Origin of the sequence: Pseudoalteromonas sp. S2893, from assembly GCF_005887105.1 — a bacterium.
In the GTDB taxonomy this organism is placed as follows: Bacteria; Pseudomonadota; Gammaproteobacteria; order Enterobacterales; family Alteromonadaceae; genus Pseudoalteromonas; species Pseudoalteromonas atlantica.
In genome coordinates this window covers 12,976-29,467 of sequence record NZ_PNCY01000029.1, presented here as the reverse complement: position 1 = coordinate 29,467, position 16,492 = coordinate 12,976, and the positions used below count along the sequence as shown (strand labels likewise).

Below are 16,492 nucleotides of genomic sequence, written 5' to 3'. Positions count from 1 at the left end.
AAAGCCAACTATTAAAGTGTTCAAATAGAATGACTTAATTTAAGCAAATTGAGATAACTAATTAACGCCAAGCACTTTATTATAGACGAAAAAAAACCAACTATTATAAGTTGGTTTTTTTTATGAAAAGCATAAAGCTTAAAATCTAAATACTCTGCGTAAACCCACTAGCGGCAATAATAACAGTGTGTACCAAGGGAAGCTTGCTGAACTTCTTTCATAAAGCTCTTCTTCTATAGGTGTACAGTCTTCTACTTCACCATCAATAGGTGTTAGTTTTACTGCAACAGCAACACTTTCGTACTCAATATTACCTTCAATATCGGTTTCTACATTACCAAAGGTATCGCGCTTTTCAACGGTTTTGGTAGCTACACCAAAAATCTCATTGTCTTCATTAATGACTTTCGCTTCAGCCATTGTGTAGGCGTAGTCTGTTTCACCATCTGTTTCATAACAAGGTAGTAAATCGTTTAAATTGGTAATTTTATCGTCACCAATTTTATATATAAACGCTTCTTTACGACGGCTGTTTTCAGATGTACCTACCTCGCCTTCACCAACAACATAACCTTGGTTATTAATATCATTACCATAAGCGCTTGAGCTATTAAAGTAACCGGTAGGGAAAACGGTATTGCCAGTACTTATATCATGATAGAAAAACTGATCACGGATCGTGGTTTCAATACGCTTTGATGCATAACCAACAATTACATCGTTGTCATTGACAGCAAGCGCTTTACCAGAAAGCCAATCATCTTCTTGGTCTATAAAATTAAACACGTCACCATTTTTAAAATAAACAGGCATTGTTAAAATAGTGTCGTCATTTTTATAGTAACGAGCATTTGAAGAGCCCACCACTGTGCCATTATTATTTAGTGCAAGAGCGGTACTTGTAAAAGCAAAGTCATCATCTTCTTCTGGCGTTAAGGCAAGGCCTAGTATTTCAGTAGAAGTGATATTAAATGCTTCATCAAGCTCCCATTTTACCGCGCGCTCATCAAATACGCCGGTGGTTACACTTGAATTTAATAATTCCACACAGGTATTGGTTGGCTCGTCTTCGTTATCACAGTTATCTTCAATATTATCAAGCCTGTCTTCAGGAATACCTGTTGAAACATAACCAACGACAGTGTACCCGTCATTTGTTTTAACAATATCGTTAGCTCGGCTAGTACCGCCGTAATCGTCAAAGTCTGGAACTAACTCAACCTTTTGCGTTCCATCTTCAGAAATAACTATTCCGCGCTCAATAAAGTCATGGGTAAACCATGTTTCTTCTTCATCTTCATCATCTGGCGTAAATAAAACTTTATCATATGGAGCTGCACTCCAACCAACGCTCACGCCATCTTCGCTTACCGCATTATAAAAGTTACTAACCGAACGCGTTAAACCATCGTAATCTACCGACTCTTCATCAAACAGTATTTGCTCAGTAACTATGCCATCGTCAAACTTAATACCAACTACCGAGCTTAACTTTTGGTACTCGTAATCCGTTGGTCTGCCAGCTAAAAAGCTAACCATAAATGAATGCGCATCGGCGTTATTAAAAACCGCATCGTTATTTTCTATATCATCAAGTGTAAAAGTAATTTCTTTATCACTTAGCTCAAAGTTGTACTCTTCACTATCGTACGCATTTTCAATAACGCTTTCAGTAAAGTCGATATAGCTAATATCGATTGGTAAATTATACAATCCGTTGGCAGTACCAATAATGTGCCCGCTTTCGCTTACGTCAGTCACGTAAGAATGTTTAGCGCCGTCAAGAGTACCTAGTTCTGTTAATTCATAGGTTGCACTTAATGCAGATGTACTCAATGTCGCTAAAATACTGGCAGCGAGTAATTTATATTTCATTTTAATCCTTACTACTGATTCTGTAATTCTTCAAGTTCTTCCCAGCGCTCAAACGCGGCTTCAAGGTCAGACTCAAGTTTTGCTAAATGGTTCAATGCATTAGTGGTTACGTCGCTATCTTGTTTGAAAAAGTCAGGATCGCTCACTACAGCTTGCTGCGCTTCTACAGCGGCTTCAAGTTGTTCCATTTTATTGGGTAGTTGCTCTAATTCAAGTTTTAATTTGTAAGAAAGCTTAGTGCTTTTGTTTTCAGGCTTTGTCGCGGCTACAGGCGCAGGTTTAACGTCTTTTTTTGGTGCTTGTTGCTGTTTTTCCTGCTCGGCTAAATAGCTTAAATAAGCTTGGTAATCGGTGTAACCCCCTACCATATCGGTTATTTTTCCATCACCTTCAAACGCCCAAACACTACTACACGTATTATCAATAAATTCACGGTCATGGCTTACTATAAGCACAGTACCCTGATACTGATTAATAATTTCTTCGAGTAACTCTAATGTTTCAATATCCAAGTCATTGGTTGGCTCATCGAGTACTAAAATATTTGAGGGTTTTAAAAATAGTTTTGCAAGTAAAAGTCTGTTTTTCTCACCACCAGAGAGTGCTTTTACAGGTGTACGCGCACGTGCCGGTGGAAACAAAAAGTCTTGCAAGTAACCAAGTACATGACGAGAACGCCCGCCCATCATTACCTCTTGTTTACCCTCTGCAACGTTATCTTGAACAGTGGCCTCTTCATCAAGCTTTTGCCTATATTGGTCAAAGTAAGCAAATTCTAAATTAACGCCTTGTTTAACATGGCCGCTATCGGCTTCTAAATCACCAAACAGCAGTTTAAGTAAGGTAGTTTTACCAATACCATTTGGGCCTACTAAGCCAATGCGGTCACCGCGCATAACAAGGGTAGAAAAATCATTAGCAATCACTTTATCTTTAAATGCATGATTAAGGTGTTTTGCCTCAAACACTAACTTGCCCGATCTGTCAGCCGTTTCAATATTAAAATCGGTTTTACCTACTTGCTCTACACGGGCTTTGCGCTCAACACGTAACTGTTTAAGTTCACGTACACGGCCTTCGTTACGAGTACGACGGGCTTTAACACCTTGGCGTATCCAGGCTTCTTCCTCTGCTAAACGCTTATCAAAAAGTGCATTTTGTGATTCTTCTACTTTTAAGTCATGCGCTTTTTGTTCAAGGTAGGTCGCGTAATCGCCAGGGTAAGAGATAAGTTTACCGCGGTCTAAATCTAAAATACGCGTTGCAACAGCACGGATAAACGCACGGTCATGCGATATAAATACAATACCGCCTTTAAATTCTTTTAAAAACTGCTCTAGCCATTTAACACTGTCTACGTCTAAATGGTTTGTTGGCTCATCAAGTAACAATAAGTCAGGCTCACTCACAAGTGCACGTGCTAAGGCAACTTTACGCAACCAACCACCTGAGAGCGACTCTAATTTAGCATCTGGGCTAAGCTCTAAACGCGTTAGTACTAATTGAATACGCGAATCAAAACGCCAACCGTCACACGCTTCTAAATCGTTAGATAAACGCTCAAGCTTATTTAGCAGTTTGTCGGTGCAGTCGGTTTGTAGCTGTGTGCTTACGTGGTGATAATCAATCAGCAAATTAGCAATATCAGGCATACCCTGCGCTACATAATCGAATACTGAGCCATTTGCTCCTTTAGGAGGATCTTGCTCTAAGCGAGATATTTTGATCCCGCCAAGCTGGTTAATTTCACCATCATCTAAAATAACTTGGCCATCTAGTACTTTTAAAAGTGTAGATTTACCCGCCCCATTTCGCCCTACAATACAGACGCGCTCACCGCTTTCTATCACAGCATCAGCATCATCAAGTAATGGGTGCGTACCATAAGCTAACTGCGCTTTTTGTATTCTAATTAAATCCATAAATACTGCTCTTTTATTCTTGCGCTAAAAATTCATGCACTGTTTGTGCATCAAACGGCCAATACAAATGGTGGCCGCTTTTGCTCTCAAATACCGGAATACTTAACTGAAAACGCGCTATTAGCTGCTCATCAGTGATTATATCAATTAATTTAAGCTCACTATTTTTATCCAAAACCGATAATAAAACCTGCTCGGCTTGCTCACATAAATGACAGCCATCGGTGTGGTATAAAACATAATTAGCCATGGGTAATTAACCAACTGTTGTGTATTTTTTTATTACGTTTGAAATCAGGTGATAACGTTTTTTCTGAAATATTTTCGGCTTTTAACCCTAAGCCCATCAAACCTACTTCATCCATTACAAAACCACGTTTGTTATTAGAAAAAATTAATGTACCCGACGGACTCAAGATTTTTTTAACCCAAGTAAGTAATTTTATATGATCGGTTTGCACATCAAACGCGTCTTTCATTCGTTTAGAATTAGAAAACGTAGGCGGGTCTAAAAAGATTAAATCGTATTGGCCTTGTGCGTATTCTAGCCATTTTAAACAATCAGCTTGCTCAAAACGGTAGCGGGTATTGCTAATATCATTTAACGCAAAGTTATCTTGGCCCCACTTAAGGTAGGTTTTTGATAAATCAACGGTGGTAATTGCTTTTGCACCCCCTAATGCCGCGTGCACAGAGGCTGTACCGGTGTAGGCAAATAAGTTTAAAAAGCGTTTGTCTTTTGCATTTTGCTGAATATAACGACGTGCTAAACGATGATCTAAAAACAGCCCTGTATCGAGGTAATCAAACAAGTTTACTTTAAACTTAGCGCCAAATTCTTCCACCACCATAGTGCGGTTTTGTTTAGCCATTGGGGTGTACTGCTCTTCCCCCTTTTGTTTTTTACGCACTTTAACAGCAATGTTTTCAGGCGCTATGTTTAGCTGCTGTGCAGTTAAGCTAATCACATCTTGAAGACGCTTTTCTGATGTTTTTTCGTCAATTTCTTTAGGTGCTGCGTATTCAAAAATAACAGCAGAGTCACCGTAAATATCAACCGCTACGTTGTACTCAGGAATATCAGCATCGTATACGCGATAAGCTTGTACTTCGTTTTGTTTAAGCCAATTTTTTAGGCCTTGTTTGTTCTTTTTCAAACGATTAGCAAACGACATTGAGCCTTCAAAATTAAGAGCCGGTTTGTCATCGCTTGTCAGGCTTACCTGTTTATCATCTAACTGATATAAATTTAGTTCTACATCTAATGGGCCGTTTTTAAATTTATAACGCTTTTGTTTAACCAGTTTTAACAGCTTAAATAGGCTTTCATCCATGCCTAGTAACGCAAGCTTCCAATGATTAAAGTGCTTTTTAAACCCCACGCCCATGCTGCGGTGTAAGTTTACCAGCTCAGCCATAGAGCCAATACGCTCGCCGTACGGTAAGTTAGAAATAACCACCCCGGGTAATTTAGCAACAGAGGTAAGCTTAGTTGCATCACTTTGCTTAAACTTAATAACATTACCCAGCTCTGCTCGCTCGGCATTGGCAATGGCTTTATCAAGAACTTGTGCATCGTAATCGTGGCCAATTAACCACAATTTAGGATCGGTAATTTGCTCAATTAATTCTTCACGCAGTTGTTTAAATTTGGCCGCTCTAAAACTAGGTAAACGCTCAAAAGCAAACCCTTCTCTAAATAAACCAGGTGCTTCGTTACGCGCTATGCCCGCCGCTTCTATTAAAATAGTGCCGGCACCACAACATGGGTCAAATAAAGGCTGATTTACATTTTCAAGCCAACCACTGCGTTTAATAATCGCGGCCGCTAGGTGCTCTTTAATTGGGGCTTTACCTTGGCCTTGGCGATAACCGCGCTCAGACAAACGAGGACCCGAGTAATCAATGTACAAAGCCACACCGTGACGGTTTAAACGCGCCACAACACGCACATTGGCATCTTGCTTATCTACATTTGGGCGCTGTTCGTATAAATCGTTAAAGTAGTCAACAATTGCATCTTTAATTACCAAGCCTGAAAACTGGGTATTTTTTAAAGAGTCGTTGGTACCATTAAAATCAACAGCAAATGTTTGGGTAGGGCCAAACCATTCTTGCCATGGCTGAAAACGAGCAAATTTATACAGGCTATCTTTATCATTAACGCCTTCTTTTTCTTCAATAAGCATCAGCACACGTGTTGCATAACGAGTTGATAGACAAACCTTTTGCGCCAATGTTGAATCTGCCTCAAAGCGAACAGAACCCACAGTTTGTTTAGACACGACGGCGCCTAATTCTGTTAGTTCATCAACAAGTAAATTTTCGATTCCGATAGAAGTAAGTGCGATAAATTGCAAAGTAATAACCCTTAATAGCTAATTGCGCAGGATTATAACATAGGTTGGCTGACAAACACTTGATAAACGCAGCTCGATTTGTAATTTTGCTAAGCTGATTTAGTGTGATATTGCTCAAGTAATAGCGGGTGAACACGATTGTTTAAAACGCGGATAACTTCAAACTGTTCAAGAGACAAATTATCATCAAGTTTGAATGTTTCGTTAAGGTTTAGGCAAATTGAAGCATCAGGGCAATGTTCAACAATTAAAAACTCACCGGTTTGTGCTTTTGAGGTAAGTTTAACGATGGCTTCTGTACTTGGCTGGGTGCCTGTGTACTCTTCAAAAAACCAACTTTTAGCCAGTACCGGTTTTAAATGAAATTTTACAGCGGTGGCATTGAGCGCAATTTGGCAAATTTGTGCAGGCTTATACAGCTCAAAACCATCTAAGTAGTTATATACCTGTTCATAAAAAGCAGCATCTTCTAAGCTAAAACGCGGGTTTTCAAATACACAGTCGGTGAGTTGTCTTAATTTATACGGTGTACATAATTGCATATCGTCATTTAAATCAAGTAGTAAGCGGTTTTTATTTGCACATGCAATCCACTGCCATTGTTTTGTTGCTTGTAACATTTGCCTCCTCCTTGTTTAAAAATTTATTTTTAATTAAGACATTAATACTAGATTATAACGGCTTTTGACCATTTTTAAAACATTTGTTTAGAACATTTATTGAACGATCAAAAGCTTACATAACTGATCCTTATAAGGAATCAACGATCGATTTTACCAATTGTGGCCCTTTGTAGATGAACCCAGTATAAACCTGCACTAAATTTGCGCCTGCATTTAGCTTTTCTTGAGCAGATTGTGCATCATCAATACCGCCTACACCAATAATTGGTAATTTACCTTGTGTTAAACGTTTAAGTTCGCTAACAACGTGTGTAGAGCGCGCTCTTACTGGGCTGCCAGATAAACCACCCGCCTCATCGGCGTATTGCTGACCCATTACTGCACTACGTTCAAGCGTAGTATTTGTTGCGATTACGCCATCAATTTGATTCGTTAATAGTGACTCGCTAACCTGCTCAATTTGGATTTGATCAAGATCTGGCGCTATTTTAACCAGCATAGGTACTTGCTTATTATGCTTGGCAATTAAATCGAGCTGTTCATTCTTTAAACTTTGCAGTAAATCATCTAACGCGGCGCCATATTGTAAATCGCGCAGCCCTGGGGTATTTGGAGATGAAATATTGACCGTAATATATGAAGCATGCTCGAACACTTTACGCATACAATGAATGTAGTCGTCTTTACCTTGCTCATTTGGGGTATCTTTATTTTTACCAATATTAATACCTAAAATACCGGTGTACTTGGCATTTTTTACGTTATTAACTAAATTATCGACCCCTTTATTATTAAAGCCCATTCGGTTAATAATGGCATTTGACTGCGGTAATCTAAAAATGCGCGGCTTATCATTACCTGCTTGCGGGCGCGGGGTAACCGTGCCAACTTCTACAAAACCAAAGCCCATTTGGCTAAAGGCATCAATACACTCAGCGTTTTTATCTAAACCTGCAGCCAAACCCACAGGGTTTTTAAACTCAAGGCCTAAAAAATTAACTGGTTTGTTTTGTAGTTGTTGTGACCAAGCTGCGTTTAAAGGGGTGTGTGCAAAACGGCGTAAATTATTAAGCGCAAACTCATGTGCCCATTCAGCATCTCGGGTGAACATAAAACGGCGGGCTAAATCGTAAAACATGAATTGTTCCTCTTTAAATTACAGACAAAAAAATACCTCAGACTAGGCTGAGGTATTGTATAACAATTTTAACAATTAACTGATTATTTACTGAATAAATAACCAATTAAAGCTAAATTATTTTCCTGATGTATCACAGTTATGGCTTAACAACATTAATTCGCGCAGTGCAACTGAGAACTTAGCAAAGTCGTGACTTTGCGAGGTTTTAAATTCAGCTAGCATTTGCTTCCAACGCTGTAGCAGCAGATCTTGGCTGGCCATCCACTGATCGATTTGATTATCAACATCGTTTTCGTCACCTTCAAAGCTGTTTAGCACAACATGAGAAAGCGTACGTTGTTGCCAATCAAGCTCTTCACGGTACGACGCACGGGCAAGTGCTTGCCAATGGTTAGAAACAGGCTGGTTAGTAATTTGATCTAAGAACCAGTGTAAGCCCATACGCGAGCCGAGTTTAAAGTAGGTATTAGATACCATCGCCACACTGCGGCCTGAATTATGCGCTATTTCAGCAATATCCATTACAGAGAACAGGCTAGAAAGGTCAATAATACGCTTAGCAATTTGCTTAGGTACACCTTTTTCAACTAGCTCATTTGCTTTACCAGTTAAACATTCGTGTTCTTTGTCTTGCATGTACGTATTTAAGTTTTCGCTTAAATCTTTAAACGTTGGTGCAAAGAACTCGATAGCTTGTTCAATTGTTTGTGCTTTATTACGATGACGCAAGAACCAGCGTGTTGCACGACGAACAGTACGACGTAATTGGTACAGCATTTCGGTTTGAACTGCTGCTGGGATTTTATTATCTAGCGCGCTGATTGATGACCAGGTTTCACGCATTTCAAAAATCTCACTCGCAATTGAGTAGCACATTGCGATTTCAGCTTCGTTAGCACCGGTCTCTTCGTTCATGCGTACCATGAAGTTTAAGCCCATGTCATTAACGATATTGTTCGCCAGTTTTGTTGCAATGATTTCTTTGCGCAGTGGGTGATTATCCATCGCGTCGTTAAATTTTTCGCGCAGTGGACGCGGGAAAGACTTAACTAGTAGCTGACGGTAGTAAGGGTTTTCAGTAATTTCATCTGTTACTAAAGACTCTTTAAGCACCATTTTAGCGTACGAAACTAATACTGAAAGCTCTGGACGTGTTAGGTCTTTACCTGCTGCAGCGCGCTCTGCCAACTCTTCATCAGTTGGTAAAAACTCGATTGCACGGTTTAGCTTGCCTTCTTTTTCAAGGGCATGAATAAAGCGGATCTTCTCTTTAAGAGTTGATGCACCTTTAGACTGTGTAATCGACAATGTATGTGTTTGACGGTAACAATCTTTAAGTACAAGTTCAGATACTTCGTCGGTCATAGAGTAAAGTAACTCATCACGTTGTTTACGTGTTAAATCCCCTTCTGAAACTAAGCCGTTAAGTAAAATTTTAATATTTACTTCGTTATCTGAACACGCAACACCGCCTACGTTATCAATAAAGTCGGTATTTACACGCCCGCCTTTGGCTGCAAACTCGATACGCCCTAATTGGGTTGCACCTAAGTTACCCCCCTCACCTAATATTTTAGCGCCTAGGTCTTTACCGTTTATGCGCAGCGCATCGTTTGCACGATCCCCTACATCAGCGTCTGTTTCGTGGCTGTTTTTAATGTAAGTACCAATACCACCGTTCCACAGTAAATCAAATTCCATCATTAATGAGGCTTTGATCAACTCGTTCGGTGTCATGCTTGCTTTTTTAGTGCCAAGCATTTTTTTCATTTCTGGGCTTAAAGAAATCGATTTAGCTGCGCGAGAGAAAATCCCACCACCCGCTGAAATCAGATCTTTATTGTAATCTTCCCATGATGAACGAGGCAGGTTAAACAAGCGCTCACGCTCTGGGTAAGAGGTCGCTGCATCTGGTGTAGGGTCTACAAATATGTGCATATGGTTAAACGCGACTTGTAAACGAATGTGCTTAGACAATAACATGCCGTTACCAAATACGTCGCCGGCCATATCACCAATAGCAACCACAGTGAAGTCGGTAGTTTGACAGTCAATATCCATTTCACGGAAATGACGTTTAACAGACTCCCATGCGCCTTTTGCTGTTATGCCCATTTTCTTATGGTCATAACCTACTGAACCACCTGATGCAAACGCATCACCTAGCCAGAAGTTGTATTCGTTAGCAATACCGTTAGCAATATCAGAGAAGGTAGCTGTACCTTTATCGGCTGCAACTACTAGGTATGGGTCGTCTTCATCGTGACGCGTTACATTAGCTGGCGGTACAATTTCACCACGCTCAATGTTATCGGTAATGTCTAATAAACCACGGATGAAAATTTTGTAACACTCTTGACCTTCTTTAATAAAGGCTTCACGTTCACTCGGTAGCTGCTTACATACAAAACCACCTTTAGAACCTACCGGAACAATTACGGTGTTTTTAACTTGTTGCGCTTTTACTAAGCCCAGTACCTCAGTACGGAAATCTTCACGACGGTCTGACCAACGAAGGCCACCACGAGCAACTTTACCACCCCGTAAATGCACACCTTCTACACGCGGAGAGTATACAAAAATCTCAAATGCTGGCAGCGGAAGCGGCATATCAGGAATTAAGCTAGGCTGTACTTTAAACGACACGTAAGATTTAAACTGACCTGTTTCATCTTTTTGGAAGTAGTTAGTACGCAGTGTTGCCACAATCATATCTACGTATAAACGTATAATACGGTCATCATCAAGGTTCGCTACGTTTTCAAGCTCTAAGTAAATTTGTGCACTTAATTTCTCAAGTGTTTTAGGGCTTGCAGGGCTTTTTACTGAGAATTTTTTAGCAAATAAGTTAACTATTTGGGCAGCAATATGCGGGTAATTTGCAAACGTGCTCTCAATGTAGGTCTGCGAGAAGGTAACCCCAATTTGGCGCATGTATTTTGCATAGGCACGTAATATAGAGGCTTCACGACCTGTTAAACCACCCATTAATACTAAGCGGTTAAAGCCGTCGTTTTCAAGGCGGTTGCCCCATACATTAGTTAATGCAGCGCGAAAACGAGCAGAAATCTTATCAAAGTCGGCCATTCCTTTGCTGTCAATCAGCATAGAGAAGTCCATGATCCAATTGATACGACCATCACTTGTTTTAACAGAATATGGCGTTTCACCTACAACGCGTAAACCAAAGTTTTCTAGCATTGGCATAACATCAGACAAGTGAATTGGCTCATCTTTATGGAACAAGCTTAGGCGTACAATATTGCTGTTAGCTTCTTCTTGCGGACGATAGAACAACATTTCTAGCTTGTTCTCGTCGTTTAACAATTCTAGTTTTTCAATATCTACAACCGCAGCACTCGGTAGTACTTCATCTTTGTAAGAGCGTGCAAACGCGTTGCAATATTTACGATTTAGCTCATTACCGCGGGCTTCCCCTGCTGACTCTAACAGTGCAGATTGTAATTTATCTTCCCATGTACGAGCAGCTTCTACTAGGTTGTTTTCGATGTCTTTCACGTTATATTCGATATTGTTATCGGTCACACGAACGGTGTAATGTGTACGCGCCAGTGTTGACTCAGAGAAATAGGTAGTAAATTCGACTTTTTCGTCAGAATTAAAGGCGTTAGCTAAAATGTCTTGTGTTTCTCGGCGCAGCGCTGTGTTATATCGCTCACGCGGAACGTACACCATACAAGAAAAGAAACGTCCGTAGGCGTCTTTACGCACAAACAAGCGACACATGTCACGCTCTTGAATTTGTAAAACACCCATTGCTACTTCAAGTAACTCGCTTTCGCGAGCTTGAACTAATTCATCACGTGGGTACGTTTCTAAAATATTAAGTACCGCTTTGTATGCATGGGTGCCTTTAGCAAAGTCACACATATCCATAATACGGTTAATTTTAGTTTTTAGAACAGGCACATCTGCTGCGCTGTTGTTGTAAAAGCTTGATGAAAATAGGCCGATAAAACGGTCTTCACCAACCACATTGCCTTCATCATCAAAGCGTTTAATACCAACGTAATCTATGTACGCTGGGCGATGAACGCGCGATACAGAGTTCGTTTTTGTTAATACTAATAAGTTACTGCTAAGGGCTTCTTGGCGAGCAAATTCAGGTAATTCAGATAATAAACGTGTGTGCTCATCGGTTGAATTTTTCATCAGGCCGAGGCTTGTGTCCATTTTACCTTTTAGCTGGTAATCACCTTGTACAGGGGTAAGCTCGTACTCGCGATAGCCCATTAAAGTAAAATTATCTTTAGCTAGCCAATCTAAAAACTCTACGGCTTCAGATAGTTCGTTTTTATTTTTATTATGCTTACGTTTTGGTACTTCTTTAGTAACAGAGACTAATTTTTCGCGAATTGGCTGCCAATCATCTACCGCAATAGAAACATCAACCAATACTGATTCGAGCTCTTTTTTGAAAGAAGCAATAACAGATGCATCGGTTTGGCGGTCAATCTCAATAAAGAACACTGTTTTAGTAGAGGTCGATTCTTGCTCTGCTTTTAAATTTGATAAACCAGAAATTTTAGCGTTATTGTCACGCTGAATTTTTAGTGGGCAGTGAAGTAATAAGTGAGAAGCTATATTTTCACGGGTCATAGCCATACGAACAGAATCGACTAAAAATGGCATATCTTTAGCAATAATTTCTACAATTGTATGTGATGACTGCCAGCCATCTTTTGCTACTTCAGGGTTGAAAACGCGAATTACTGCGTCGTCCGTGGTGTTTTTTTCTAGTGCATTCCAAAGGCTGAGTGCAGCACCGTATAGGTCACTATCATTGCGATTTGCCAAATCCTCTTTAGACATATTGCTGTACAAGGCTTTGGCGAATTTCTCAACGAGTAACACATTATCAGCGTGAACTTTTTTCTGGATAAGCTTACAGACATTATCTAGGATAACCGAGGCTTGGCCTTCATTTCGTGTCATTGTATGTTCCTTAATCTATTACTGCTTTTGGTTAAGCAGAATATTTGTACAGCCATTTATTAGCGTGGAGTCAGTTAAATTCTAACCCTTTTAGCGCTAATAAACAGCCTTTTCGATGAAAACATTTTAAGCATTTCAGCTATTTGGTCATCTATTCACAAAATATAGATATAAATGACCATTACAGGTCATATAGGAGCACAATTATTCACTTTATTTTTTCTGGTCGGTCCACAGCAGACTACCAATTGCGGGTAATAGCAGTACCGCACCTAACATATTTACTAAAAACATGAAGGTAAGCAGTATTCCCATATCTACTTGAAACTTAAGATCAGAGAATATCCACGTGCTAACACCTATCGCAAGGGTAATACCGGTAAACAATACAGCACTGCCACGCTCAACAAGGGCATTACGGTACGCCACGCTCAGCGGTACGTTTTGCTTAAGTTGGCCCATCATCGAAGAAAGTATATAAATACCGTAATCCACACCAATACCTACACCTAAGGCTATAACAGGTAATGTAGATACCGTTAAGCCAATTTCTAATTGCACCATAAGTGCTTGTGCAAGAGTTGATACAATATACAGAGGTAATACCACTGCAATTGTCGCTTTTACGCTCTTAAAGCTTAACAAACACAAAATAATAACTGCGCCGTAAACGTAAAGCATCATCGGAATTTGCGCCGCAGAAACAGACTCATTTGTTGCCGCCATCACCCCTACAGGCCCAGACGCTAATTTAAAGGCTAACTTGTCTGTGCCTTCTTCTTGTGCAAATTGCTTAACACGTTGAATAACGGTATCGATTGTATTTGCTTTGTGATCATCTAAAAATATAATCACCGGCATGACTGAGCAATCGCCATTGAGTAATCCTGTGCTTGTTTCTACACGGGCTGTTGATTGCACTAAGCTGGCCGAATTACGCGGCAAGCTTTGCCATTTTAAGTTACCTTCGTTGTAACCTGCGTTAACCGACTGCGCCACAGAGCTTAAACTAACCGCCGATTGTACGCCTGGCACGTTTTCTACCTTGTACTGAAAACGGCTAATGCGCGCCATCACATCGTGCTCTGTGCACGCCGCTGGGTAAGCCTCAACTATCACTTTTAAAATATCCGACGAAATGGTGTATTTGTCCGATATTAAAAAAGTATCTTGATTGTAGCGAGCATCTTGATGCAGCGAAGGCGCACCTGCATGTAAATCACCAATTCGCATTTTATCTGCTTGCCAGTAACCTAAGGCAAATAACACCAGCGTAAAACCAATAATCATTTTTGCGGTTTTAGGGTCTGTGGCTTTTACCAATAAATCGCGTATCGCATCTAGCATATTTGGCTTTTGCGCATCACCTGATTGAATATGCACAGTGTTGGCAAAATTCATATACGAGGCCCACACTGGCAATAAAATTAAATTAGTAAATATAATAACCGCAACACCTAAACTTGCTGTGATCGCAAGTTCACGAATAATACCTATATCAATAGTCAGCAGGGTTAAAAAGCCCACCGTGTCTGAAAGCAGCGCAATACCACCAGGTACAAGTAATGCTCTAAAGCTTGATTGACAACAAATGCGGGTACTTTTGCCCTCACCTACTTTTTTACCAATGGCGTTGATCATCTGCACGCCGTGGCTTACACCAATCGCAAATACTAAAAACGGCACCAATATAGACATAGGGTCGAGTCCAAAACCCAAACTCGACAATAAACCCATTTGCCAGATTACGGCAATAATTGAACACGCTATAGGTAAAATGGTGAGCTTTAAACTGCCACAAAATAGCCATACCATAATAAAGGTAAAACCAATGGCAATAGCAAAAAATAGCACAACGCCTTTTGCCCCTTGAGCAATATCCCCGGCCATTTTGGCAAATCCAATAATATGAATACTGACTTTATCTGTACTTAAAGGCTCTCTTACTTGCGTTTCTAATTTATCTGCAAATGCGAGTGTATCTAGCTTTTGCTGAGTTTGCGGGTCGGTTTCGAGTAGCTGCGCGGTCACCATGGCACATGAATAATCGCTGGCAATCATTCGCCCTACTACTTTTGCTTTTTCAATGTTTTCTTTAACTACCGCTAAACCTTTTTGGTCAGCTTTAAAGTTTGCAGGAATGATTGGGCCGCCAGCAAAACCATCTTCAACCACTTCAACAAAACGCGCACTGGGCGCAAAAATAGAGTTAACTAATGGGCGGTTTACACCTGGAATAAAATACAGTTGATCGTGTACTGCTTTTAACTGGGTGAAAAATTCGGGGTTAAAAATGTTGCCACTGTCATCACACACCGAAATTAAAATGCTATTTGCGCCACCAAATTGTTTTTCGTGTTTGGTGTACACTTTCATGTATTCGTGATTTAGCGGAATATTTTTGTTAAACGAGGCGTCTAATTCAATATGAGTGGCTTTATAGCCTAAAAAACATGTGATTAGCGCAAAAGCGATCAACATGATAGTACGGTGTCTAAACACCGCCTTTTCTAAAAAATCTAAAAACGTATGCATTAAGGGTTCAACTCCTTCACTTTAATGCCATCTTCTGTTGCCATGACCAATTTATTATTAATTATTACGCCATCAAGAATAGCTTTACCATCGGGGCGTTGTTCATGTGTAAGTAAGCCGTCTTTTAAATGAAAGATCACACCACTATTTGCCAGCAGTAACCAATGTTCATTATTATAATTTATAATGTTATTAACCGTGGCCGTTTTAACATTTTCAAAATGCTGCCATTGTTGTTCATTTTTATTTTTAGCAAATACATTTCCTCTGAGCCCTGCCACAATCTCTTGCTGCGCATCTGATGCTACCGCAAAAAAAGAACCTGGGTAAATTTCATCAAGGCGTTGCCATGATTGGCCATTATCACTGCTTTTGGCCATTAACCCCATTTCACCGACTAACATCAAACCACTGTCTGTTTTTTCAATACGGTTAAAATGAGGCAGTATAGATGCTGTTTCAGCCTCGTAGCCTTGAGGATCATTTTCTTTTAAATCATTCAAATACTCTCTGTCTTCACTAAACAGTAAAGAATCTAAAAAGCGTTTATGCCAGTGCTTGCCGCCATCACTGGTTTGATAAAACATGCCATAAGCGCCCACAGCAAAACCATTTGAGTCATCTTCAAAGTAAATATCTAAACACGGCTTATCAAGCTCTGGCTTTGCTTGTTGTAATTGCCAATTTAAACCACCATCGGTGGTATTAATTATGGTGGCATCGTGCCCGCATGCCCACCCATGAGTTTCATCAGAAAAATCGACAGCCGTTAGCAATACCTGTGTAGGGACGCTTTGCGCTTGCTGCCATTGCTCAGCGTTTTTGCTTGTTATTACCGTACCGTGCTTACCTACAGCCACTAAACCTGCACCTGTATTGGTAATATCAGTTAGTAGGGTTTTATTTGCGTTGATTGCGCTAATAGCATACTGAGGTGCATCTTGTGCAATACTCGCACCGCTTATGATCAGGCTGGCATATACCAAATACTTCATAAATTTTAATCGCCTTGAACTGAAGAATTGTTTGTCTGTTTGCTGAGGAAAATCCTGCGTGTCGTATAGACAAACGCGATGAGAA

Annotated in this window: 9 protein-coding genes; all 9 read right to left on the bottom strand. The window is 40.2% G+C overall.

What is annotated here, in order from left to right; translation table 11 throughout:
* Positions 1-138: 138 nt before the first annotated feature.
* On the bottom strand, positions 139-1,875 hold the full coding sequence (locus tag CWC04_RS13355) for a DUF3466 family protein (RefSeq protein WP_004586697.1): 1,737 nt from the start codon (positions 1,873-1,875) through the stop codon (positions 139-141).
* Between the two features lie 11 nt (positions 1,876-1,886).
* Complete coding sequence (gene uup, locus CWC04_RS13350; protein ID WP_138685649.1) at positions 1,887-3,797, bottom strand: ATP-binding cassette ATPase Uup; 1,911 nt, start codon at positions 3,795-3,797, stop codon at positions 1,887-1,889.
* A gap of 13 nt (positions 3,798-3,810) precedes the next feature.
* Complete coding sequence (locus CWC04_RS13345; protein ID WP_138685648.1) at positions 3,811-4,047, bottom strand: glutaredoxin family protein; 237 nt, start codon at positions 4,045-4,047, stop codon at positions 3,811-3,813.
* Positions 4,040-6,157 (bottom strand): bifunctional 23S rRNA (guanine(2069)-N(7))-methyltransferase RlmK/23S rRNA (guanine(2445)-N(2))-methyltransferase RlmL, encoded by a 2,118-nt coding sequence (gene rlmKL, locus CWC04_RS13340; RefSeq protein WP_138685647.1) that lies wholly within the window; start codon positions 6,155-6,157, stop codon positions 4,040-4,042. The genes CWC04_RS13345 and rlmKL overlap by 8 nt, the downstream gene beginning before the upstream one ends.
* An 89-nt stretch (positions 6,158-6,246) precedes the next feature.
* Complete coding sequence (locus CWC04_RS13335; RefSeq protein WP_024033533.1) at positions 6,247-6,777, bottom strand: cell division protein ZapC; 531 nt, start codon at positions 6,775-6,777, stop codon at positions 6,247-6,249.
* 130 nt (positions 6,778-6,907) lie between these two features.
* Positions 6,908-7,918 (bottom strand): quinone-dependent dihydroorotate dehydrogenase, encoded by a 1,011-nt coding sequence (gene pyrD, locus CWC04_RS13330; RefSeq protein WP_138685646.1) that lies wholly within the window; start codon positions 7,916-7,918, stop codon positions 6,908-6,910.
* 117 nt (positions 7,919-8,035) lie between these two features.
* Complete coding sequence (locus CWC04_RS13325) at positions 8,036-12,877, bottom strand: NAD-glutamate dehydrogenase (RefSeq protein ID WP_138685645.1); 4,842 nt, start codon at positions 12,875-12,877, stop codon at positions 8,036-8,038.
* A 213-nt stretch (positions 12,878-13,090) separates the two neighbouring features.
* Positions 13,091-15,412 carry an efflux RND transporter permease subunit gene (locus CWC04_RS13320; protein ID WP_096041646.1) on the bottom strand — a complete coding sequence of 774 codons (2,322 nt, stop codon included), beginning with the start codon at positions 15,410-15,412 and terminating at the stop codon, positions 13,091-13,093.
* Positions 15,412-16,407, bottom strand: coding sequence for a WD40/YVTN/BNR-like repeat-containing protein (locus CWC04_RS13315; RefSeq protein ID WP_138685644.1), 996 nt, complete (start codon positions 16,405-16,407; stop codon positions 15,412-15,414). The genes CWC04_RS13320 and CWC04_RS13315 overlap by 1 nt, the downstream gene beginning before the upstream one ends.
* Positions 16,408-16,492: the final 85 nt, after the last annotated feature.

What these genes read in the sequence shown, in the direction of transcription:
- pyrD (WP_138685646.1), bottom strand. Translation starts at nt 7,918, where the DNA reads ATGTTTTACGATTTAGCCCGCCGTTTTATGTTCACCCGAGATGCTGAA.
- CWC04_RS13325 (WP_138685645.1), bottom strand. Translation starts at nt 12,877, where the DNA reads ATGACACGAAATGAAGGCCAAGCCTCGGTTATCCTAGATAATGTCTGT.
- CWC04_RS13345 (WP_138685648.1), bottom strand. Translation starts at nt 4,047, where the DNA reads ATGGCTAATTATGTTTTATACCACACCGATGGCTGTCATTTATGTGAG.
- CWC04_RS13315 (WP_138685644.1), bottom strand. Translation starts at nt 16,407, where the DNA reads ATGAAGTATTTGGTATATGCCAGCCTGATCATAAGCGGTGCGAGTATT.
- uup (WP_138685649.1), bottom strand. Translation starts at nt 3,797, where the DNA reads ATGGATTTAATTAGAATACAAAAAGCGCAGTTAGCTTATGGTACGCAC.
- CWC04_RS13320 (WP_096041646.1), bottom strand. Translation starts at nt 15,412, where the DNA reads ATGCATACGTTTTTAGATTTTTTAGAAAAGGCGGTGTTTAGACACCGT.
- CWC04_RS13335 (WP_024033533.1), bottom strand. Translation starts at nt 6,777, where the DNA reads ATGTTACAAGCAACAAAACAATGGCAGTGGATTGCATGTGCAAATAAA.
- CWC04_RS13355 (WP_004586697.1), bottom strand. Translation starts at nt 1,875, where the DNA reads ATGAAATATAAATTACTCGCTGCCAGTATTTTAGCGACATTGAGTACA.